At 46.1% G+C, this 22005-nt stretch carries 18 protein-coding genes; 5 read left to right on the top strand and 13 right to left on the bottom strand.

The window, feature by feature from the left end; translation table 11 throughout:
• Nucleotides 1-127: 127 nt before the first annotated feature.
• Nucleotides 128-2005 (bottom strand): ABC transporter ATP-binding protein, encoded by a 1878-nt coding sequence (locus NOC_RS00775; RefSeq protein ID WP_002813911.1) that lies wholly within the window; start codon nucleotides 2003-2005, stop codon nucleotides 128-130.
• A 172-nt stretch (nucleotides 2006-2177) separates the two neighbouring features.
• On the opposite strand from NOC_RS00775, the gene NOC_RS00780 reads away from it, so the two are divergent.
• On the top strand, nucleotides 2178-2426 hold the full coding sequence (locus NOC_RS00780) for a hypothetical protein (RefSeq protein WP_036497833.1): 249 nt from the start codon (nucleotides 2178-2180) through the stop codon (nucleotides 2424-2426).
• Between the two features lie 212 nt (nucleotides 2427-2638).
• Here NOC_RS00780 and NOC_RS00785 read toward each other — a convergent pair whose 3' ends face one another.
• The 3 genes from NOC_RS00785 to NOC_RS00795 all read right to left on the bottom strand — a co-directional run bounded on the left by NOC_RS00785 (nucleotide 2639) and on the right by NOC_RS00795 (nucleotide 6503).
• Nucleotides 2639-3604: a hypothetical protein gene (locus tag NOC_RS00785; RefSeq protein ID WP_002813347.1), complete on the bottom strand. Its 966-nt coding sequence runs from the start codon at nucleotides 3602-3604 to the stop codon at nucleotides 2639-2641.
• 244 nt (nucleotides 3605-3848) lie between these two features.
• Entirely contained in the window at nucleotides 3849-5171 is a 1323-nt protein-coding gene (locus tag NOC_RS00790) for a hemolysin family protein (protein ID WP_002814221.1), read from the bottom strand.
• Nucleotides 5172-5174: 3 nt separating this feature from the next.
• Complete coding sequence (locus NOC_RS00795; RefSeq protein ID WP_002812464.1) at nucleotides 5175-6503, bottom strand: hemolysin family protein; 1329 nt, start codon at nucleotides 6501-6503, stop codon at nucleotides 5175-5177.
• Between the two features lie 194 nt (nucleotides 6504-6697).
• On the opposite strand from NOC_RS00795, the gene NOC_RS00800 reads away from it, so the two are divergent.
• Together NOC_RS00800 and NOC_RS00805 are read left to right on the top strand one after the other, a co-directional pair.
• The gene (locus NOC_RS00800; RefSeq protein WP_002814293.1) at nucleotides 6698-7312 is read left to right on the top strand and encodes a hypothetical protein; all 615 of its coding nucleotides are present in this window, start codon (nucleotides 6698-6700) and stop codon (nucleotides 7310-7312) included.
• 141 nt (nucleotides 7313-7453) lie between these two features.
• Nucleotides 7454-7891 carry a glycine zipper family protein gene (locus NOC_RS00805; RefSeq protein WP_011330236.1) on the top strand — a complete coding sequence of 146 codons (438 nt, stop codon included), beginning with the start codon at nucleotides 7454-7456 and terminating at the stop codon, nucleotides 7889-7891.
• Nucleotides 7892-8067: 176 nt separating this feature from the next.
• Here the strand turns inward: NOC_RS00805 and NOC_RS00810 are convergent, their stop codons facing one another.
• Nucleotides 8068-8310, bottom strand: coding sequence for a DUF2249 domain-containing protein (locus NOC_RS00810; protein ID WP_011330237.1), 243 nt, complete (start codon nucleotides 8308-8310; stop codon nucleotides 8068-8070).
• Nucleotides 8311-8533: 223 nt separating this feature from the next.
• Between NOC_RS00810 and NOC_RS00815 the strand changes: the two genes are divergently transcribed.
• The gene (locus NOC_RS00815; RefSeq protein ID WP_197538937.1) at nucleotides 8534-9883 is read left to right on the top strand and encodes an adenosylmethionine--8-amino-7-oxononanoate transaminase; all 1350 of its coding nucleotides are present in this window, start codon (nucleotides 8534-8536) and stop codon (nucleotides 9881-9883) included.
• 73 nt (nucleotides 9884-9956) lie between these two features.
• Entirely contained in the window at nucleotides 9957-10688 is a 732-nt protein-coding gene (locus NOC_RS00820) for a 16S rRNA (uracil(1498)-N(3))-methyltransferase (protein WP_002811920.1), read from the top strand.
• Nucleotides 10689-10708: 20 nt separating this feature from the next.
• Here the strand turns inward: NOC_RS00820 and NOC_RS00825 are convergent, their stop codons facing one another.
• From NOC_RS00825 to NOC_RS00860, 8 genes are all read right to left on the bottom strand, one after another.
• A complete protein-coding gene (locus NOC_RS00825) occupies nucleotides 10709-11266 on the bottom strand; it encodes a chemotaxis protein CheW (RefSeq protein WP_002814031.1) in 558 nt (185 codons plus the stop codon).
• A gap of 9 nt (nucleotides 11267-11275) precedes the next feature.
• Complete coding sequence (locus NOC_RS00830; protein WP_002813860.1) at nucleotides 11276-12283, bottom strand: chemotaxis protein CheB; 1008 nt, start codon at nucleotides 12281-12283, stop codon at nucleotides 11276-11278.
• A complete protein-coding gene (locus NOC_RS00835; RefSeq protein WP_002814283.1) occupies nucleotides 12270-17546 on the bottom strand; it encodes an Hpt domain-containing protein in 5277 nt (1758 codons plus the stop codon). Before NOC_RS00835 ends, NOC_RS00830 begins: the two co-directional genes overlap by 14 nt.
• Nucleotides 17547-17563: 17 nt before the next feature.
• The gene (locus tag NOC_RS00840; RefSeq protein WP_002813244.1) at nucleotides 17564-18412 is read right to left on the bottom strand and encodes a CheR family methyltransferase; all 849 of its coding nucleotides are present in this window, start codon (nucleotides 18410-18412) and stop codon (nucleotides 17564-17566) included.
• Between the two features lie 12 nt (nucleotides 18413-18424).
• Complete coding sequence (locus NOC_RS00845; protein ID WP_011330238.1) at nucleotides 18425-20038, bottom strand: methyl-accepting chemotaxis protein; 1614 nt, start codon at nucleotides 20036-20038, stop codon at nucleotides 18425-18427.
• A 91-nt stretch (nucleotides 20039-20129) separates the two neighbouring features.
• A complete protein-coding gene (locus NOC_RS00850) occupies nucleotides 20130-20666 on the bottom strand; it encodes a chemotaxis protein CheW (RefSeq protein WP_002812178.1) in 537 nt (178 codons plus the stop codon).
• Between the two features lie 11 nt (nucleotides 20667-20677).
• On the bottom strand, nucleotides 20678-21043 hold the full coding sequence (locus tag NOC_RS00855) for a response regulator (RefSeq protein WP_011330239.1): 366 nt from the start codon (nucleotides 21041-21043) through the stop codon (nucleotides 20678-20680).
• 79 nt (nucleotides 21044-21122) lie between these two features.
• Nucleotides 21123-21521 carry a response regulator gene (locus tag NOC_RS00860; RefSeq protein ID WP_011330240.1) on the bottom strand — a complete coding sequence of 133 codons (399 nt, stop codon included), beginning with the start codon at nucleotides 21519-21521 and terminating at the stop codon, nucleotides 21123-21125.
• Nucleotides 21522-22005 lie beyond the last annotated feature (484 nt).

Raw genomic sequence — 22005 nt, forward strand, 5'->3', positions numbered from 1 at the left:
AGCAAAAGAAAAAAGTAGGATTTACCGCACAAATCAACAGATAAGAGAGATTATAGGGATATTAATATTTAAAGGCGGACTGAAATAATCGAGTGGGCTCTCCTGTTTGCCAGATGTAAAAAATGCTTCATCCCAGCAGCGTATCTTCGGCTTTAGCTAAGCCGGTTTGTACACGCCACTGGGCAGCATAGCGGCCATTAGCTTCAAGCAGCTCAGCATGGGTACCATGTTCGATGACCCGACCTTGATGAATCACTACGATCCGGTCGGCGTATACGATGGTTGATAGTCGGTGGGCGATCATAATCACCGTTCGGTCATGGCCAATACGCTGAAGTGAACGCTGGATAGCTGCCTCGGTTTCATTATCGACGGCGCTGGTAGCCTCATCCAGCACCAGGATGGGCGGATTTTTAATTAAAGCCCGGGCCAAGGACAAGCGCTGGCGCTGACCGCCAGAGAGGCGCACGCCGCGCTCACCCACCGGGGTATCTAGCCCCTGCGGCAGCGCATGGATGAAGTTCCAAGCTTCGGCAGTGATAGCAGCCTTGATGATCGACTCCTCGTCGGCATCGGGACGTCCGTAGGCGATATTGTTGCGGATACTGCCTTCAAACAGATAAACCTCTTGGCTAACTAGGCCGATGGCTTGGCGCAGAGAGTATAAACTGATCTCCCTAACCGGCTGGCCATCAATGCATACTTGTCCCTCATGGGGATCATAGAAACGCAGTAGTAGCTTGATCAGGGTCGATTTGCCTGATCCCGTTGCCCCCACTAGGGCCAAGGTACTGCCCCCTGGCACAGATAGATTGATGTTCTCCACGCCGGCACCGCTGCTCGCGTAACGAAAGCTAACGCCCTGGAAGTGGACTTCCCCGCGAACTGGGGTCGCAAGAGAGCGATTGCTGACATCCTGCACTTCTACTGTTACTTCCAGTAGATCGAGAATGCGCCGTGTGCTGGCCATGGCCCGCTCGAAAAGATCAATAACCTCGGCCAAGCCGGTTAGCGGCCACAGCAGACGTTGCGTTAGAAACACTAGGACGCCATAGGCACCTACATTAAGACTGCCCTGCAACGCCATCATACCGCCGATAGTGAAGGTGGCCAGAAAGCCAACCAGAATAGCCATGCGAATTACCGGGATAAATGCTGAACTCACCCGAATCGCCCTGCGATTGGCTTCTACATAGGTTTCACTGACTGCTTTCAGGCGCTCGGCCTCACGTGCCTCGGCGGTAAAACTCTTGATAGTGGCAATGCCACTCAAATTGTTGCCCAGGCGGCTTGCTAAGTCGCCAACCTTCTCGCGCACATCATTGTAGAGGGGACCGGCCTTGCGCTGAAAGAAGAAAGCGCCCCAAATAATCAGCGGAACCGGGGTGAAAGCGAGCAGTGCGATCAGCGGTGATAAGATGAAGAACACTGCACCTACCGCTATCACTGCTACCCCTACCTGGATTAGGGCATTAGCGCCTCCATCCAGAAAGCGCTCAAGCTGGTTGACGTCATCGTTCATGATTGCCACCAGGTGGCCGGAACTCTTCGACTCGAAAAAACTCATATCCAGCTGTTGGACATGTTCATAAGTGTCCTGGCGCAGATCCGCCTGCAACCGCTGAGCTAGGTTGCGCCACAGAATCTTGTAGAGGTATTCAAACAGCGACTCTCCTACCCAAATAAAAAAGGTGAGTATTGCCAATACTAGAATTTGTTCTTCAGGCGTAGTGAAGTTCAACCGAGCGACAAAACTGTCTTCTTTATTGACGACTACATCGATAGCCACCCCAATCAATATTTCCGGGGCGATATCGAATAGCTTGTTAATGATTGAGCAGGCAGTAGCCGCCAGAATTCGCCGACGATAACCTTTAGCATAACGCAGCAAACGCGCCAATGCTTGAACACTGTGGGTGGTCGAAGTTAGCAAGATATATCTGTCCGAATAGGCCACAAAGTCTTGAAGTCGAAGATAAGGGCCGTGAAAATTGCCACTAGACATTATTTTATCCCATGGCCTTCTAGGGCAGCCCCGTATTATGGATGAATCGCCGTAGGTATTACAGAGGTAGGGATCAGGGAGCGCGTTTGGGATTACCTTCGTCCAGGGCTTGCGAGTACGGTGGGATTCGGAAATTCTCCTCTCAAACCTGCTGAGGCAAGACGCACAATGCGTGGCGTCTTGCCTCCTGCCGGTAAACGCTCTGGATCAGCCTTCGAGCCTTGTATTCATAGAAGGTGGAGGGAGCCATCGGCAACTGACGATAGATCAGCTCGATCTCGTAGTTAGCCTAGTGATCGTCAATAAACGACACCCTCAGTCGGTGCTCGAACGCCGTCTAGGTAAAATACCCGGGAAGCCTTTTGTGCAAGATCTCGTTAGCCTGCTTCAGCTGACGATTCTCCCTTTTATTCTACGATAAAGACTTAGGGCATTATGCACGATTATATGCTTGGAAAACCGTGTGTAGCCACAACAAAACTATAATCTTCCCGTAAGAAGCAAGATTAATAAAACTAAGAGTAATATGCCACCCACGCTCCCCACAGCAACATTTTGTATTAAGGCCGCGACAATAAGCACAATAAGAATTAAACCAAGTAGGCCGTACGTCATTGCTCGTTCTCCTCTATATTATACAGACGGATGGCGGCGATAGGAGGAGCTTATTCTGCGCACAGTCGAGGCTCCGATTAATCCTCCGAAAATCGCCGCGGTCAGCGCGAGTGCGGCGCTTACGAAGGTGACCCATAATACCGCTTGCGTGTAATCTGATACCGTTTCCGCACGTTGTTTGAGTTCAGCCTGGATTTCGTTAATTTGGGCCTCAATTTCTTGAGACACACCATCAATAATGGCGTTTATCTCTCGCTCGGATAGATTGGTATTAGCAACCAGTACGTTCTTAGCACGTTGTTCATTTCCGAATATGAGTTCCTGAGCTACTGATTTAAGCGTATCTTCATCAAGTTCCCGCAGAGCTTGGCGTGCCTCATCCGGGGATATTTGCTCTCCACCCGTATTTGCAATTACTTTTGCGGCGCGACGTTTTATCTGCGCTTGAATAGCGTTCATGACGGAAGATGGGAGGAGATCTTTCCCCTCAGAGCCTACTTCACTCGCGCCTTTGAACCCGGCGGAACCCACCTCCGCGGTTGCAGCCACTGTTCCTTTAACAAGTGATTGGCCCGCATTAATGATTCCGCTAACCCCCCACGCACCAAGTACTAGCATCAAAGCGGTGCCCGCACTCCATACCGTTATGCCATGCAATATGCCGATGGTATTGTCTGGTTTACCAGCTAAACGAGCAGCGAGTAGCGCGCCTAAAAAAAATACCACGATCATACTCACTACTGTCCAAATGGTTACGCCAATGCCTAATCCTTCGCCTATAGCGTCTAGATCCGTTGCATCAGCGATACCCACGCCAATAGCTGAGCCTAGTAAAAATAACAACCATCCTGTAGAAATTACAAAAAATAAACCCGCGAATATGGCGCCCCAGCTAATAAGAGGTTCCCATTTCCTTTCTACGATTGCCGCTTGTTCTGCCGCTTTCCTTTCTATGATTGCCGCTTGTTCTGCCGGTGTACTCATAAGATTCTCCTAAAATGTTTTTTAACTCGAGAGGCTTGTACACACCACCTTAAATCGAGTTGAAGCTATTAGAATTATATAATTAGGCAATTAACATACCATTAGCCTTAAACATAGAAGAGCGGAGTCCTGCTTACAAATATTAAATTGAACTACCGGGAACTAGAGGAGGGGGCCGACAAGCGGGTGTAGAAGTTGACTATTCGATTCCCCATTGCTGAGTTTATTAGGATTCGTTGTAAGTCTACTTTTCATCGTTCTCTTTCTCTCTATCAGGGTGTAGGGTTAATACGCACCATTTGATTCCGCGGCCTTCCAGGGCAGTCACCGTGATGCGGATGCCCTGGAAGGTGAGGGTATCGCCTACGGCGGGCTCGCGGCCGAGTAGATGAAGCACCAGGCCACCTAGGGTATCTACTTCCTTATGGCAGAAATTAATACCCAATTGTTTACCCACTTCATCGAGGCGCCAGAGGCCAGGTACATGCACGCCGCCTTGAGTATCCACAAAGGCGGTTGGCGAAGTGCCGGGCTCCTCTTCGATTTCGCCCACCACTTCCTCGCAGAGATCTTCAATAGAAACAATACCTGATGTTCCCCCATACTCGTCAATGACAACCACCATGTGGGTATGAGCCCGGCGCATTGCGGTTAGTACCGTATCTACGGAGGCCGTTTCGGGGACGAAGGAAAGAGTTTGGAGATTTTTCTGGCGCAGGGAATGATTGGCAACGAGCAGGCGCAGTATCTCTTTGATATGGATGAGACCGACAATCTGATCCAGAGTACCTTCGAACACGGGATAACGGGTGTGGTGGGTACTGCGGATAATAGTGATTAATTCATCAGGAGAAGCCCCCAGGGGGATGCCGGTAATATGGACTCGCGGCACCATCACCTCCTCGGCCGTTTGCTCTCGAAATTCTAGTAATTCACGTAGCATCTGCCCTGCTTCAGGATTAAGCGCGCCGCCTTCCTCGCTTTCCTCTACAATAAGCTGCAATTCTTCGGCTGTGTGGTAGTGATTGCTGGTGAAGCTGCGCTTAATGCCCATAATCCGCAAAATGGCGGTGCCCAAGCCGTTCAGGGTGGCGACCAAAGGATAAGTAGCAAACTGAATCCAGCGCATGGGGCGGGCCATCCAAAGGGTGGTGCCTTCGGCATATATGAGTGCAAGGGATTTAGGCACCATTTCACCCAGGACAATATGGAAGTAGGTCAGGATGGTAATAGCCAATACGCTGGCCAGGGTATGAACGGCAATCCAGGAAGAGGCATTTAGCTCCTCTAGCCATCCGGCAAACCATTGAGCAAGAACATGTTCGCCGTACATGCCTAACCCTAAACTAGCCAGGGTAATGCCAAGCTGCGCGGTGGCAATGTAGCGGTCTTGTTGTATTGGGTCCCGGAGGATGGTTTGTACTCGGACTGCACTAGCCTCTCCGGTAATTGCACGGAGTTCGATGGTAGTCCGCGGCACCCCAATAATAGCAAACTCCGCCGCCACGAAAAGACCATTCAGAAGAATCAACAAAACAATGATGATAACCGGTATCCATCCTTCCATGGGTTAGTCTCCAACTTTTGGGATGGAGGCTTCTGGCGACGGGCTGGTTTGCACCAGAACGGACCGGATAGCGGAGCCATCTAGTTCTTCGATTTCTACCTCTAGGCCGTCGATAATAACCCGCTCGCCAGGTTCAGGAATCCGCTCCAGCACAGAAGTAATATGATCCGTTACCGTATTGGCCTGGCTATGCCATGGTAAGCCCGTCCAGAGAACGGTTTCCTCCACGCGGAGTAAGCCAGGTAGGCGAACTCGCCCATCGGGAAGGTATTCTGGTTGAAGAGCTGGTTCTTTGGAGCCCTTCGCTACTCCTCTAGTAAGCGCGATGAGCATGTCATCTAGGGTAACTAACCCCTGGGCAGCGCCATGTTTATCGACAACGATGAGTTTACGAGAACGGCGTTGTCGCATGATGGCAAGCAGGCGGTCACCTGTTACTTTGTCGAGCACGCGGATGGTAGATCGCATTGCTTCGGCCACGGTGGGTAGTGTTTTATATTCGGCAAAATAGGCGGTGATATCCTTGGTGTGAATCATACCTGTGATATTCTCTAAGGAGTTCTGGTAAACGGGTAAGCTGGAGAAGGGAGACTCAACCACGATCTGGAATAGTTGCCGAGGTGGCGTTTCTATATCCACGGCAGCGACGAATTGGCGGGGGACCATGAGTTGCTGGGCGGTGTGCCGACTCAGGTATAGCGCCTGATGCAAACGCTGTTGCTCGTATAGTTTAAGTAGTCCCCCTTCCCGACTCTCAGCGATGAGCATATCGATCTCCTCTGGAGAGTGAACATGGCGATGCCGGGAATGCCGAATTCCTATTATTTTCAGCAAGATCATACCGCTGCCATTGAGGAAGGCGATAAAGCTGCTGTAGAATTTCAGCGACCAGTGCATAGGTAAATAGGTGTAGAGAGCAAGGTGTACGGGGTATTGCAGTGCCAGTGCTTTGGGGACGAGTTCACCAAGTACGACTTGCAAACTGGTGAGTAGTACTAATACGACTACTGCTGCGGTTGATTGGGCAGCGAGCGCTTTCATATCCCCGAACTGCTCGAGCAGAAGGGCTAGATCTTGACCAAGGGTTGCCTGTCCATAGGCACCTAGAATTAAGCTTGATAGGGTGATTCCTATCTGGCTGGCAGCGATATAATGATCAAGACGGGTGGTGTCCTCAATATTGGGCAATAGCCCCTTTGCCAACCAGTGGCCGTTTTCCGCGAGCTTTTTAATCTGGCTACGGCGTACCCCTACAGCAGCGAATTCCGCAGCAACGTAGAGGGCGTTGGCTGTGATAAGGAATAAGAGCACGATGAAAACGGTTCCATTCATTTTAATAGTCTATGGTTAATTAAATAGGGAGGGTGCTGATTATTTCTATGGGTTTGACCCATAAACCTATTATGGTTGACACTTAATTTTAGATAATTCTTTATGGCATGTACTTTGAGCTAAATAACAGAGATGCACAAGCTTCCTGAGCCATAAGCTCTAATAGTTGTTTTTTTATAAAAGGTTTAAAAACTATGGATATTGCTAAGAAATTCTTACCTTTGCCTTGGCGGGCACAATTTCTCGCCTTTGCTGCGTTGACGGTTTTTGCATTACCGCTTCATGCTGAATCGGGAGAAGCCCCCTCCCTGACGCCCGCTCAGATGCAGGAGTTTCACAAGCTGCAGCAAAAGATGCGCACCGTTGGGCAACAATTGGATGAAATTCGGCAAGAAACTCTGAAGACGACACCCAAACTTCAGGAGCAGCAGGAGGAATATCAATCATTATTATTCAAGACAATGAAAGAGCAAGGGAGCGATCCAGATCCGGCACTAGCACGCATGCGCGAGATCGAAGGACAGGTCCAAAACGAGGATTTGCCCGAAGACGAGCGCAAGCAGTTCATTATGGAATACCAGCAAAAAGATGCGCAACTCCAGCAAGCAAGCCGTGATGCGATGCAGGATGAAAAAGTTCGTAAGATGGCTGAATCTCTATCCCAGGACACCGTTGCCGCAATGCGTGAGCAGGATCCTAAGACGGAAGAATTATTGCGGGAGATGGAGCAACTTCGCGAAGAAATGCAGGGGATCGTAGCCAAAATTAAGCCTAAGCCTCAGGCGGGATCCGGTTCCAGCAGCGAATGATAAGTTGTGGTTGAATTTTAGCATTCAGCGAGAAGGAATCGAGCCAGGTAGCGTCCTTTGCAGCGTTACCTGGCTAGCTTGAGTTATTTCAAACCCTATCTTGGTAAACCAACAAGGTCTTGGTTTTAGGGGATAGATGCCATGAGCGTTTCAGTAACATCAATGGCCTTTTTTCTGTGTTTTTTGATAATAATTCTAGCAGTGGCGGGTTGCTCCGGGCCACGGCCTATTTTGTATCCTAATAACCATTTTAAGGAGGTCGGTCAAGAAGTTGCCGAGCAGGATATTGCCAAGTGCCGCGCTATGGCTGAGGCTGCTGGAGCCACGCCTGGAAAGGGAAAGGCTGCGGGTGCGGCGAAAAGCTCGGCGGTGGGGGCAGGAGTGGGCGCAGCCTCCGGTGCCGTTGGTGGTGCGGTGATAGGCGCTCCGGGTAGCGGTGCGGCAATTGGGGCGGCTAGTGGCGCCGCGACCGGACTATTACGCAGACTATTCAGCCCTTCGCCGCCTAGTCAAGCCTATATTGCGTTCGTTAATCAATGCTTAAAAGAGCGCGGATATACACCAATGGGTTGGGAGTAGTAGGCCAGTCCTGAAAATTATTCCCGCCCTCATAAGAGGAATATCCACGTTTTTCATCAAGGGAGAAGAAAATCTTTCCGGGCTGGCTTATCGATATTATTACGATTTTAGGTTTTGCTCATTTTCTCCACAAGGAGAATGAGGATCTAATCAGCCCCGTAGATTTCTTATTTGTTCTATCCTAATTTGCTAATTTGCACCTGCCATATCTCTGGTCCTTCTTCTAGGTATTGCCAGTTAAAATTTTCGCCCTGTTCCTGCTGGAACTGATAGTAGAGGGGTTTTGGGTCATGATCGTTGGTAAGGAGTAAGGCTTCTCCTGGTTCGAGTTCATAAAAGGTGCGGAAAATCAGGGGATGGCGTTCCTGGGGTCGGATACTGCGTACGTCAATATTCGCTCTGAAGGTCTGCTGATTCATGATTTTTCTCCAATGAAAAATACGTATTTCAATATGAATTTGTAGCATAACTTACGATTATAATCAATATATAAAATACACCTTTTTATTACGTAAATAGCATTTGTCACGGAGTGGAGGTGCCAAGGCTCTTTATGTTATTCCACTGCCTGTTTCCCTCTTTGCTCGGTAAGCTGTTAGAATTTTTTGCTGAAGAACGAGAAAATAGAGATAAATGAACGCTATGAATAATCAACAATGGATTGAGCGGGATCTAGGAGTGCTCTGGCATCCTTGTACTCAAATGAAAGATCATGAGCAGTTACCTCTTATTCCCATTCGTCGGGGAGAGGGCGTGTGGCTGGAAGATTTTGATGGACGACGTTATTTGGATGCTATTAGCTCTTGGTGGGTGAACTTGTTCGGCCATACTAATCCACGAATAAATGCAGCGATAGCGCAGCAGCTAGACAAGTTGGAGCATGTTTTATTGGCTGGCTTTTCCCATGAGGCGGTTGTTCGTCTCTCCGAACGGTTGGTGGATATTACCCCGGCGGGATTGAGCCGTTGTTTTTATGCCGATAACGGCTCCTCGGCGATAGAGGTGGCGCTAAAGATGAGCTACCAATATTGGCGCAACGTGGGTAAATCCCGTAAAACCCGCTTTATTTCCCTTACTAATGGCTACCATGGCGAAACTCTGGGCGCATTGTCGGTAGGGGATGTGGCTTTGTACAAGGAGACTTACCAGCCCCTTTTGATGGATGTGATTACGGTTCCCTCCCCGGATTGTTTTTTCCGGGAGGAGGGCGAGTGCGAAGCTGCCTATTGCCAGCGCCAGTTTGTTCATATGGAAAGAGCCCTAGAAGACTATGGGGAGGAGACTTGCGCCGTTATTGTAGAGCCGTTGGTCCAGTGTGCCGGCAATATGCGGATGTATGATCCGGTTTATTTGTCTTTATTGAGGGAAGCCTGTGATCGGTATGGCGTTCATTTGATCGCCGATGAGATCGCGGTGGGCTTTGGCCGCACCGGAACCATGTTCGCCTGTGAACAAGCGGATATCACACCGGATTTTCTTTGTCTGTCCAAAGGGCTGACGGGGGGCTATCTTCCCTTGTCGGCAGTGTTGACTACCGAGACAGTATATCAGGCCTTTTACGACGACTATTCCACCTTGCGTGCTTTTCTCCATTCCCATAGTTTTACTGGCAATGCCCTTGGTTGCAGCGCTGCCTTAGCGATCCTCGATATCTTTAAGGAGAACTCGGTGCTTGAGAATAACCGGTTATTGGCGCAAACGATGCGGGAGAGCACTGAGCATTTTGCTGACCATCCCCATGTGGCGGAAGTGCGCCAGCATGGCATGATTCTGGCTATCGAAATGGTTAAAAATAAGGCCTCCCGCGAACCCTATCCTTGGCAAGAGCGGCGCGGACTGCAAGTCTATCAACATGGCTTGCAAAAAGAAATGCTGCTCCGGCCATTAGGTAATGTGGTCTACTTTATGCCGCCTTATGTGGTTACCCCTGAGCAAATTACTGATTTAGCCCAGGTCGCATGGGAAGGCATTAATCTTGCCACGCAAGATTAAACAAATAGGCGATCCATCTCTATAAGCTCTGGCGCTCGAGATAGTTAATATATTTTAATTTCAATTGCTTGCGATGCGTGTTCCCCGTGTCTATTTTCCCTTGTCCTTATCGATAGGCTCTAGCGTATCCCTAGATGAGCGGGCTTTGCAGTATGTAATCCGAGTGCTGCGCCTTAGGCTCGGCGCCCAATTGCGGTTATTTGATGGCCGAGGTGCCGAGTATCAGGCGGTGCTGGAGACAATAGAGAAGCGGGCGGTTAAAGTACGGATTTTAGAACGTATCGAGCATCATGTTGAATCGCCTTTGCATATTATTTTAGGGCAGGGGATCTCTCGGGGTGAGCGCATGGATTATGCGCTGCAAAAGGCCGTGGAACTAGGGGTCAGTCGTATCATCCCATTGCTTACTGAGCGTAGTGCTGTCAATTTATCTGCAGAGCGTGCCGAGAAACGGCTACGCCATTGGCAGGGGGTTATTATCAGTGCTTGTGAGCAATGTGGCCGCAATTATATCCCTCCGGTGGATACACCTCGGCCGCTAGCGGATTTTCTTAGGGACGACCATAGGGGGCTGGCTGTGTTATTGGATCCCCGGAGCAGGCGGCCATTGAAGGCGTTACCTTTGCCTTTGGATAACCGGCTAATAGTGTTGATTGGTCCGGAAGGGGGATTGAATAAGGGAGAGGCTAAGCAGGCACAACAGGCTGATTTTATTGGTGTCTGTCTTGGACCTCGTATTTTACGGACCGAGACGGCTACAGTAGCGGCGCTGACGGCGCTGCAGCTACTCTGGGGAGACTTATAACTAGATATATTTTCTTGTAGTTATCCTGTAAGGCACCTTTGGAGCGTTTTCTCCAGGTACTCGAGATTGGGAATCAATACTGGAATCTGGTTAATTTCTGCGTAACAGTATAGCAAGGGACTGTTGGGAGCCTTGGGGGAAGCTGAGAGGTTATTGGTATGGGCCAGAATCAGCTGGGGAATGTTTTGAATAATAAGAGCATAAAATTTCCGATTGGAATCCTTTCTTACAGTATTGAGTATGACGATGTGGGCATGGTTTGAAAGTGCTGGAACAGGTTTTTTTTGAAGCGCTTCAAAACTTACCAGCAGGAGGAGCTGCTCCCGCCAGCGTACTGTACCGCATAGCCAGCGAGGGGCATTCGGCAGGGATTTAGGCTTGAGATAAGGGATAATTTCGGCAATTGCGGTTCTGGGTAAAAGTAAGACTTGCTCCTGCAAAGGTATCAGAATGCTGGGTACTTGGTTGCTGGATTGTGCATGGCTACCGGCTTTATCATCATCGTCATGGGGATGTGTCTCTGCCCTGATATTTGAAATAGATAGCTGGTTTGTAGTCATTTCTAATGGAAAAGTCATAAATTAAATTTAGCTTATTGCTTCCTTACGGCTTATGCGGTTCTTGACATGGGTATTTTCGAGTAGATTAACAAGGCTTCTGGCGAGTTCCTCGGGAGGAGCGCTGAAACTGACGGCCCCGGTGGCGCGAGCATAATCAGGCATGCTACTAATCTCACAACTAGCGGTATCTTGAGCCCAGACCGTACCCCCATTGGTGAGAAAATGATGGCAGCCTTGGGCGCCATCCTCGCCCATGCCGCTAAAGATAATAGCGCCAGCCATGGCACCAAAATGTTTCGATACAGCGTGCATGATCGAATCAATAGATGGATTATAGCGATAATTATGAATAGCGGGGAGCAGAGTCAAGCAGCAGTTATCATCAAAGCTGAGATCATATTTTTCTGGTGTGATTAAAACTTGCTGATTTTGAAGTTGGTGCCCCGGTTTCGGTATTTCTACGGAAAAGCAAGTATATTGAGCTAGTTGTTTAGTAAATAGCCCTAGAAAGTTGGCGCCAATATGCTGCGCTACAATGAATGTGATGGGTAAAGTTTCCGGAATGGCGCTTAGAAAGCTTTGTAGCGCTTGGGGTCCACCCGTGGATGCGCCTAATACCCAAACTCGTTGTTCAGTTTTCCTCTCCGCTGAAAAACCGTGTGGGTTAAGGCATCTTGGTGTTTTTCCTTCTCGTATCCTTGCGGCGGGAGCAGAGTTTGCAAGCTTAGCCAGTTTTTCGCTTGCCCGTTGTCCCCATTGAGCATGAGATATATTTTCATTAAACAACATAGGAAGCGAAGTTTGCTCTAAAAATTTCTCGAATGCTTGGGCTTGTTTTTCATAAGCTTTGTTTAATCCTATAAAAAGCACATTAGCATGACGGCTTTCAGCTATGGTCAAAAGTTGCATATCGGGGGGACCATCGGCGACTACGGAAAGGCCGTGCTGCTCTAAAATATGGCGGATCTGGAGTCGCGTATCTTCACAGTTACAGGCGATAGCAACCCGGGCGAGCCTTGGTTTAGAGGGTAACATTGGCCTCAGTCGCGTTTAAAAAAAGTTGAATATGTTGTAATAATTCGTCCTCTTGATAGGGTTTAATTAAATAGGCGTTAATGCCTATTTGGTCAGCTTTATCCCGGTGTTTTTTCCCGCTCCGGGAGGTAATCATGATGATTGGAATACCCCGCAATCGTTTATCTTTTCGTATAAAAGCAGCGAGCTCAAAGCCATCCATCCGCGGCATTTCAATATCTAGCAGGAAAATATCGGGGGTGTATTCCTGAAGCAGTTCTACTGCATTTACCCCATCCCGGGCTGTCAGTACTTCCATTCCATGGCGTTCCAGAATTTTCTCGGTAGTTTTGCGAATAGTAATAGAATCATCGATGACCATGACCGCTGGTTTTTGCGCTATCTTGGTATTTGCCTGCCGCTTTATCGCTATAGAGGTTTCTGTTTTTTGTGTGGCCTTACGGATCAGTGCTGGCAGATCCAGGATAAGCACTACTCTGCCATCCCCTAGAATAGTTGCGCCGGCTATCTCTTTGATAGCGCCGAGCTGGGGTCCCACTGATTTAATGACGATTTCACGGCTGCCTATTAAAGCATCTACTAGTATGGCGGCCTGAAATTCGCCCGAACGCACTAATAATACAGGGTAATGGGTGTTAGAGGTGGATGTTTCTGGGTAATCTTGTCCCAAGGCGGCGCCAAGATCAATAAAGCGATAATTAACGTTTTCATGACAAAATAGGCATTGTTCGCTAGCAAGGAGGGAATCAACGGTTTCCTTATCAAGACGGATTACACTTTGTACGCTAATGATAGGCAAAGCGAAAAGTTCATTCTTCGTTTCGACTAACAGGGCCTGGACAATAGTAAAAGTCAGTGGAAGGCGGATGGTAAAGGTTGTTCCCTTACCTTTTTGAGAGGCGATAGCTAAGGTTCCGTTGAGGGCTTGTATTTCGCTATTGACAACATCCATACCTATCCCACGCCCCGCAACTTGGGAAACGTTATTAGCAGTACTGAAACCCGATTCCAGGATGAGCTGGATTAGATCAGCGTCGGGCGGCATCGCCTCTTTCTGCACCAATCCTCGAGTAAGTGCTTTAGCGCGTATTTTCTCCAAATCAATGCCTTGTCCGTCATCGCTTACGTGGATGACAATCTCCGAGCCTTCACGGGTTAGTGAGAGGGAAATACTACCCATTTCTTTCTTGCCAGCTGCAATACGGAGAGGGGCTTTTTCAATACCATGAGCGATACTATTTCGTAACATATGCTCAAGGGGAGCCATAATACGATTTAATACTGTACGGTCTAATTCATGACCGCTATCCGTTATTTTTATCTGGACTTTTTTATCGAGTTCCTGGGCTGTTTGGCGAACGATTCTATGAAGGCGCGGTGTTACTCCCGTAAACGGTAGCATCCGTGTATTCATTAAGCCCTGTTGCAGGTCAGCCCCAGTACGTGATTGCTGGAGTAAGAGGATATCCGCTTCCCGTGCTGTCCCATCTAGCGTTTCTTTAATATTAGTGAGATCGCTGATACTTTCCACGAGTCCCCGTGACAATTGGTGTAATTGAGAGTAGCGATCCATTTCCAAGGGATCAAAGCCTTCCAGATGTTGGTTATTTGCTTCTTCATGGCGATAAATGATTTGGGTCTCTGTCTCGATCTCTAACCTGCGAATTTGACTCCGCAGGCGGGCAACAGTTCGTTCCATTTCGCCAAGGTTTAAACGTATTGTCCCAATCTGTTGTTCGAGGCGAGTGCTAAAGATATTAACTTCAGCAGCATTGTTCACTAGATGATCCAGCAAATCGGCCCGTACCCGTATTTGTTCTACTGGAGGGGTTCCGGTTTCTGCAAGAGGGCGCGCGGTTTTATGCAGCTTCTGTTCGGGGGGAAGAGCTAGTGTTGCTGCTGGCAGTTCTTGATCGTGAATTAACCGCGCTTGTTCCGATTTCTGAGAGGATGGTAGATCCTCAGAATTGTAACGACTTATTTCAATCAATAAATCTGATATGGAAGGGAGTGGGACAGCGTTTTGAGCAAACTCGCATAATGTACATAATCTATCAAGACAATGCTGCAAAAGCCCAAATAGCCCTGATTCCGTATTTTGTTTTCCCTCTATTATCGTGCTTGCTATTGTTTCCATATGATGGGCTAGGTCAGCCAACAGGGTAATCCCTGCTAGCCGCGCGCCACCTTTTAAGGTATGCAGATGCCGTTGAAATTCCTCAGCCGGAGCTTGTTCTGAGGAGAAGTTTTTCTGCCAGGCTGAAAGGCTTATCTGGCTAGCCTGCAGCAGCTCATCGGCTTCCTCTAGGAAAGCAGCAACCAGTTCGTTATTGGGATCGATGGAGGGAGCCTTTGAAACAGGATCAGGGGTATCATCCTGAGAGAGCTCATCTGGCATCGGCAGCATTTTTTCCGTATATGGTAAAGATTCAGCCATTCCATGAATACGGGAGGATAAATCATTAGCAGCGAGTAAAGCAGCTCCATGGCGAAGGGAGTCGCACATTTCTGCAAGTCGATCATGTCCTTCTTGTAAGAGATTGAGGAATTCACTGTTATCTGTAAAGCCCTTATCAATAGCAGTGATAATAAGAGATTCCAGATCATGGCTAAGATCGCCCAGAGCGGTAAGGTTAGCCAGGCGTGCGCCCCCTTTTAGGGTATGAAGCTCTCGTTGTAGTTGTTGTACCGGTGTGCTTTCTTGAGGAGATGCGCGTAGGTCGGTTAGCGTAGTCTCTATAGCTTGCAGGACGTCATCCGCTTCATCGAGGAAAACGGCTAGTAATTCTGGATCCGAAAGATGTCCAGAAACAGAAGTATGCTGGCCTGAAATGAATTTTCCTTGTTCTGCTAGCTGTGCTTCCTGGGTAAGTTCTGGATCATGCTTAGAATTTTTCTCCCCGGTGGAGGACTCGCTGTTTTTAGCAGGGGGGGAGTAGGAATCCTCTACTTCAACAGCCTGGAGGGTGGAGTCAACCTCACTGGAAGCAAGATTGGGCGTATTGTCAGCTACGGCCTGCGCCCTTTGTAATAATGCCAAAATACTCTCGGCTGGTCTCCCTCCCCCCTGCGTGAACAAGGTAAGAAGCTGTGGTAATGCTTGCTGTGCTCCTTCAATTATTTCAAATACCGCAGGCTTGATTTCAATTGTTCCCTCCATAATACGGTTAAGCATATTTTCAATAGCCCAGGCTAGCTCGCCGATATCGATTGCACCGACGAGGCGCCCACTGCCTTTGAGGGTATGAAAGGAGCGGCGTATCGTTTTAAGCGCTTCCTGTTGGCTGCTATCCTGCCGCCATTGAGAAAAATGCTTAGCGATGGAAAGCATCTCTTCTTGGGCTTCTTCAATAAAATAGGTGGCAATTTCTGGGTCGACATCTTTTGGATAAACTGGTGCGCCAGGAATTTCCCAAGTGGTTCTAGAGAATGGAATTAGGTCGCTTTTTACTTCTGAGACAGAGTTTTCTTCAGTAACTCCTAAAGATAATTCTTCGGGGGCAGATTCAGCACCCATAGATTCGACATTAGCTTGGTAATTATTAATCGCATTATCTAAAGGTGTTGGAACACGGGTCAGGCATTCCGCTGCAGTGTCTAAAAGTGAGCTGCTCGCTAACGCGCCTTCCGCTAGCATCTCTAGATAGAGTTCTATAGCGCAAATGGCTTCTGCTAGTTCCTCCAGGCCGGCGGGGTAGGACTTATATATTTTTCCGATAAGAGCTTTATTAATGAAAATATTACACTCTGCGATTAAATCGGCAATACGGGTTAATTCCAGCACCGACAAAATCTCTGAGATTTGTCGTAATTTATTCGGAACAGAATTCAGTGCGTTTGAGTCGTTTAGATTCAGACTATAGCTAGTTAGTGCCTCACTTACAGTCATAAGTTCAGCGAGGCATTCTTTTGCTGCCGTATGCAGCGCCGCTTTGACATTATCATCAGAAGTAGGAGCTGAAGATGTCGTTTGGCGAATATCGGAATGGCTACCAGTGGCAGGAGATGATTTTTTTGGGTTTTTTGATAACGCTATTTCTTTTTTAAGTGATGCCTCAATTTGGAGCAGATTATCAGCCAAATCTAGCTGTTGATTGCTGTCAGATCCAGTTTCTTTTTGACTAATAGCATGTAGCTTCCTGATTGCTTCATGCAGAATGAAAATAGAGGTATCAAAGCCAAGTACTTCTAAGGTATCAGCCATCTTGTGAAACAGGCGATCTAGATTTTCAATTCCTTCCTTTGATATTCCATTAGCGCGTTCAGAAATCTCTAGGAGATCTTTAGCCTGAGTAAGATCTTCTTGAAGAGCATCAAATACCGTATCAACGACTTCGGCTCCTAGATTGCTTAATAAGGACTGGTCTGAAGAAGAAAAATAATTTTCTAATTGATAAGTTTCTTTTATGGCAGAAACATAGCTTCCAGAAGAGGTAGCATTAGCAACTTGGAATAATAGTGATTTAAGCAGGCTGTCAGTTATATCGTCTACTAATGCGGACTCGCCTGATTGAATCAATATTTTAACTTTCTTATTCAATCCTCCTAATAAAAGTTTTATTTCTTGGGTTGATTGAATTCCATCTTCTTGCAGCGCTTCAATAACTCCTTGAGATAACCACCATAGGCGAATAGCAGCAATATCACGGCAGCTTTGCCGTAATTCAGACATGACCTTAGCTAGGTGTAAAAGACTATCACTGGATGAATTTCGGAACCAATTGAGGAGAGCCGACTCGTATTGAAGACGTAATTTGGAAGAAAATAAGGGAGAAACGTTACTATCCATCTCTAAGGGAGATGCCAAGGTGTTTGGGAGCGGAGTGTTTAATTCCGGCTCAAAGAAATCTATTTTTTTTAGTGGGCACTTGTTATAGGTTTGACGTATCTCATTTACCATAGGCAAGACACTAACAGGATGATCCTTCTTTCCTGAATGTAGGCGATTTAGATAATCCTGAAGAGAAAGCGTACCTTGCATTAATATTTCTAGAGCTTGAGAATTAGATTCTATTTCTTTCTCAAGAATACCAAGAGCTAGCGCTTTGGTCTCAGACGCAAGCAGATTTGCCCCTGATAATTCCACCATTTCAAGAACTCCTTCTACCTGATGTAAATGGTTTAGGTAGAAGCGTAATTGGGTGATATCATCTGTGTTTTCGGCAAAGGCTTCTAAAGCTAGACTTGCCTCACGCAATGATTCTTCAAGCTCATTCTTAACCCAGCTGAGCGCGTTTTCACTGAACTCATAATTTGTGCTCATCAGCTGTGCTCCTGATACTATGAATCGGCTTTACGCCGATAGGCAAGCGTATTTTCATAATTTATCTTTTCTAACGCTGGATGCGACCAATTAAACACATCGCTAATACTTAAAATTAATAAACCGCCAGGTGCTAGGTGAGTAACCAAGGCATCTAGAATTAAAGAATGTTTATCTAAACTAAAGTATATAAGGAAATTTTGGCATACAATAATATTCATTTTTCCTAAAGGAGCATTTTTTGCTTGTAGCACATTTAGCCTAGAGAAACATACTCGATTGCGCATCATTAGCTTGACTTGATAAAAATTATCATCTAGCGGGATAAAATACTTAGTACGTAAATAGGGGGGGATATTGGCCAGCCTACTTTCATGATATATACCTTGCTTTCCCGTAGTGAGCGCAGAGTGACTAATATCTGTAGCTGTGACTCCAAAAAATATATCTTTAGTTGCTCGGGTATTTTTATCTATGATTATGGCGAGGGAATAGGCTTCTTCTCCAGTAGCGCAGGCCACGCTCCAAGCATGAATGCTGCCTTGTGCTTTGCCGGGCAGATATTGATTGGATAACAAAAATTTTTCAATAAGAAATAAAGAATCAGGATCTCGGAAGAAGCGAGTTTCTTTGACGGTTAGACTGTCAATGAGCACCCTCCATTCCATGTTATTTCTATTTAGGGATTTTAAGTAATTATAGTAGCGATGAAAATTATTGAAGCCATGGACACTCATCCGCATACGAAGGCGGGTTTCCAGAAAAGAGTTTGGAATTGTATCCGTGCAGACACCCGATTCCTCTAAAATTTCTGCCCATTTTGGATAATTCTCAATATTAAGACTTGGCTTCGGATTAAGCTTCATTGTTATCAATGATTATTGTGGAAGTTTAAATCCGGCTACTGATTCGCGCATTTCATTTGCGTATTCAGAGAGGCGGCCTATGGATGAAGCGGTCTCATTAGTGCCTTTGGAGGTTTGATCGGTAATTTCTTGTATAACATTCATGGTATCGGAGATTCCTGCCGCCGCCGCCGCCTGTTGTTTCGCCGCACCGGAGATGTTTTGAATGAGTTCTGCCAGATGGTGGGATACGCTTTCAATCTGGCCAAGGGCTCCTCCCGCATCTTGGGATAGTTTAGCGCCGGAAACCACTCCAGAAGTACTTTCTTCCATTGAGATAATAGCCTCATGAGTGTCGCTTTGAATGGTTTTTACGAGGGCATCAATTTGTTTAGTAGCGCTACTAGAACGCTCTGCTAAGCGCTGAACTTCATCGGCTACCACAGCAAAACCCCGTCCAGCTTCTCCAGCCATTGCCGCTTGAATAGCCGCGTTTAGAGACAAAATATTGGTCTGCTCAGCAATATCGTTGATGAGCTCCACAATTTCGCCAATTTGCTGAGAGCTTTCTCCTAGTCTTTTAATTCTTTTAGATGTTTCTTGAATCTGTTCACGGATATTGTCCATTCCTTCAATGGCGTTTTTCACCGTTTCAGTGCCCTTGCTTGCGATTTCTACTGATTGCTTAGCCACCTCCGCTGACTTGGTTGCATTGTCTGAAACCTGTTCAATGGAAACCGCCATTTCATTAATGGCCGCACCTACTGTTGTGATTTGCTGAGCCTGATGCTCGCTTGCATCAGCTAAGTGCATAACCGTGGCTTGTGTTTCCTGAGCTGAACTAGACACTTTGATGGCGGTATCGTTGATATCTTGTACTAGGGTACGTAAGGCATCAATAGTATAGTTGATGGAATCTGCAATGGCCCCCGTAATGTCCTCAGTTACAGTTGCACTAACAGTAAGATCGCCATCAGCTAAATCGCCCATTTCGTCTAATAATTTTAAAATTGCATCTTGGTTATGAGAATTTTTTATTTCTAGCCCATTAAATTTTTGGCGTAATGTTTTTACAGGACGAGTAAATAATATTAATAACAGGATAAGAGCGCCTATTCCGGTAACGTAGCTGGCAACTAAGATAATTTGCAGCTGGTTTCGTGTGTTTTGATAGGATTCTAGTAAACCGGTGATTATATGGAAAAGATCATCACTATGTTCAAATAAATTAGATATATTACTTTTTTGGGGAGTATTCAAAGTGTCTATAAGATCCTTTTTTAATTGGGACCAGATAGACTGTATTTTTTGCCGCGATTCTTCTATGGTGGCAGCTGTGGAAGGTGTATGTAGTTTATTATTATAGAGTTCTTCTAGCTTTTTATCAAAAGCAGAAATACCTTCATTTATCTTTTCTTTCTTGGTTTTATTGTTTGAGATCATAGAGAGAATAAAGATAGGAAATCGCTGCGTTAAGACTCGCAGATCTGATCCTAGCTTTATATCAGCATTAAGCTTATTTATTTGCCATGTAGCGTAGCTGATACCAGCAGTTGTGGTAAAGACTAGTAGTACTGTAATTACCGTCAGAAGCAAATGCTTTTTTACGGTTAATATAGAGAGGTAAATATGATTTTGGATATTCATTTGATTTTCTCCAGAACGGCGATCTAGTTTAATTTTGCTATAATTAGAATTTATTTCCATTGCTTTAATTAAGCTCTCTGGGTCTCTTAATCTAGGTGGTTGCTAGGAAAAAACTCTCTTGTTCCATAAGCAGATGAAAATCAAATTCCAGCCATATTTCTCTGTTCTGAGCAAATCCTCTTTGAATATAGCGAGTAAGAGGATCATGCGATGGAAGATTCTGCCCAGTCCATTCTTCGTCTAAAAAATGCTTGAGTCCGAAAACTTCTTCTACCAACAAACCTATAAGAAATTTTTCCTTGGTGACAACTAAAACTTTGCTTCTATGAGTCCGCTGTGATGGAGCACCATAGATATAGGCATGCAGATCTATAAGGGGCAATATATAGCCGCGGATATTTGCTACTCCCACTACCCAAGGCTTAGCGCCAGGAACTCTGGTTATCGCAGGACAAGGAAAAACCTCATATACTTGAGTAAGTAGAGCAGCTAGCTTTTGGTTACCAAGAAGAAAACCAAGATTCGTCCATACCTGACGGATAGCGGTTTGCTGTGGTAAAGCAGCCCCATGCTGACGGTTTTGAGCTTCGATATTGCGAAGTATGGAAAAAGGGTTGTTCTTGTCCATGCTATGGTTACTTAGGGGTTTATTAGCATATTAATTTTATTAAATAGTTCTTCCTTGCTGACTGGTTTAGATAAATAACCCTTAGCCCCTTGGCGTAGACCCCAAACTCGATCCGTTTCCTGATTTTTTGCTGATATAATTATTACGGGTATTCCAGCAGTTTCTGGATCACGCTTTAGCTTCCTTGTAGCTTGGAAACCGTTAACCTGTGGCATTACAACATCCATTAATATCAAATCAGGCTTTAAGGCTTTGGCTTTGGTCAGGCCTTCTAAGCCATTATTAGCAAAGGAAACGGTAAACCCTTTTTTTTCTAGCATTATCCTAAATGCATGGCTTTCTGTTGAGGAATCATCAACTACTAAGATATGTGTCATGGGGTGCTCCTGCATTTGGAAGGTTTTGGTTAATGCTAATTCTATTTTTAGCCAGATATTAGTAGCTAATGTAAAAAAATCATGAGTGATTGCAGTGGTTTGAAATAGCACCTAAGAGTTCTTCACGAGTAAAAGGCTTTGTTAGATATTGGTCGCAACCGGCGATGCGGCCACGTGCCCGGTCAAATAAACCATCCTTGCTAGAGAGCATAATAATTGGAGTTTTTTTTAATGCGGTGTTGTTCTTTATCAAGGCACAGGTTTGATACCCATCTAGCCTTGGCATCATAATATCTATAAATATGATGTCTGGATGATGCTGGTTTATTTTGGGAAGAGCCTCGAATCCATCTTCTGCTGTTACTACTTTACAGCCAGATTTTTTAAGTAAAGTTTCTGCCGTTCTTCGAATAGTCTTACTATCGTCAATGACCATAACTTTAAGACCATTGAATTCGAGATTTCCCGCATTACTCACAGCAGATATCTCCCATCTTTAATCATGTTCCATTTAAACAATAAACTACTTGTTGAAAAACAATCACTTATTAAAACCATAAAACTGCTTGTTCTGTGAGGGATAATGCTAGACGTATTGCTTGGTCTTTGTGCCTATGTAACCCTTATCCTTGTACAAAAATTGCTAGAACATTAATCGACAGTTAGCCCTTATCCTTTAATGTTGAGTCCCGATGATCATGAATAATTTGGGTAAGGGCATGTGACCAGGTTCGGCCTTGAAAATTAAGATTTATAATTTCTTTCCGCTATTTAGATCAGAGGCATATTTGTCTTTAAGTAAGATCCGCATGATGATAAGTATAAGTAGGAGTATGATTATTAAAGATAAAAAAATTGCTAGAATTTTTATCTAGCAGATAGCATGGCAACCTCAAGGCTTACAAGCGCATGTACAGCAAATATTGTTGAATTTGTTGTATAGAGAAGAATCCCATTGCTAT

The organism is Nitrosococcus oceani ATCC 19707, from assembly GCF_000012805.1.
GTDB lineage: Bacteria > Pseudomonadota > Gammaproteobacteria > Nitrosococcales > Nitrosococcaceae > Nitrosococcus > Nitrosococcus oceani.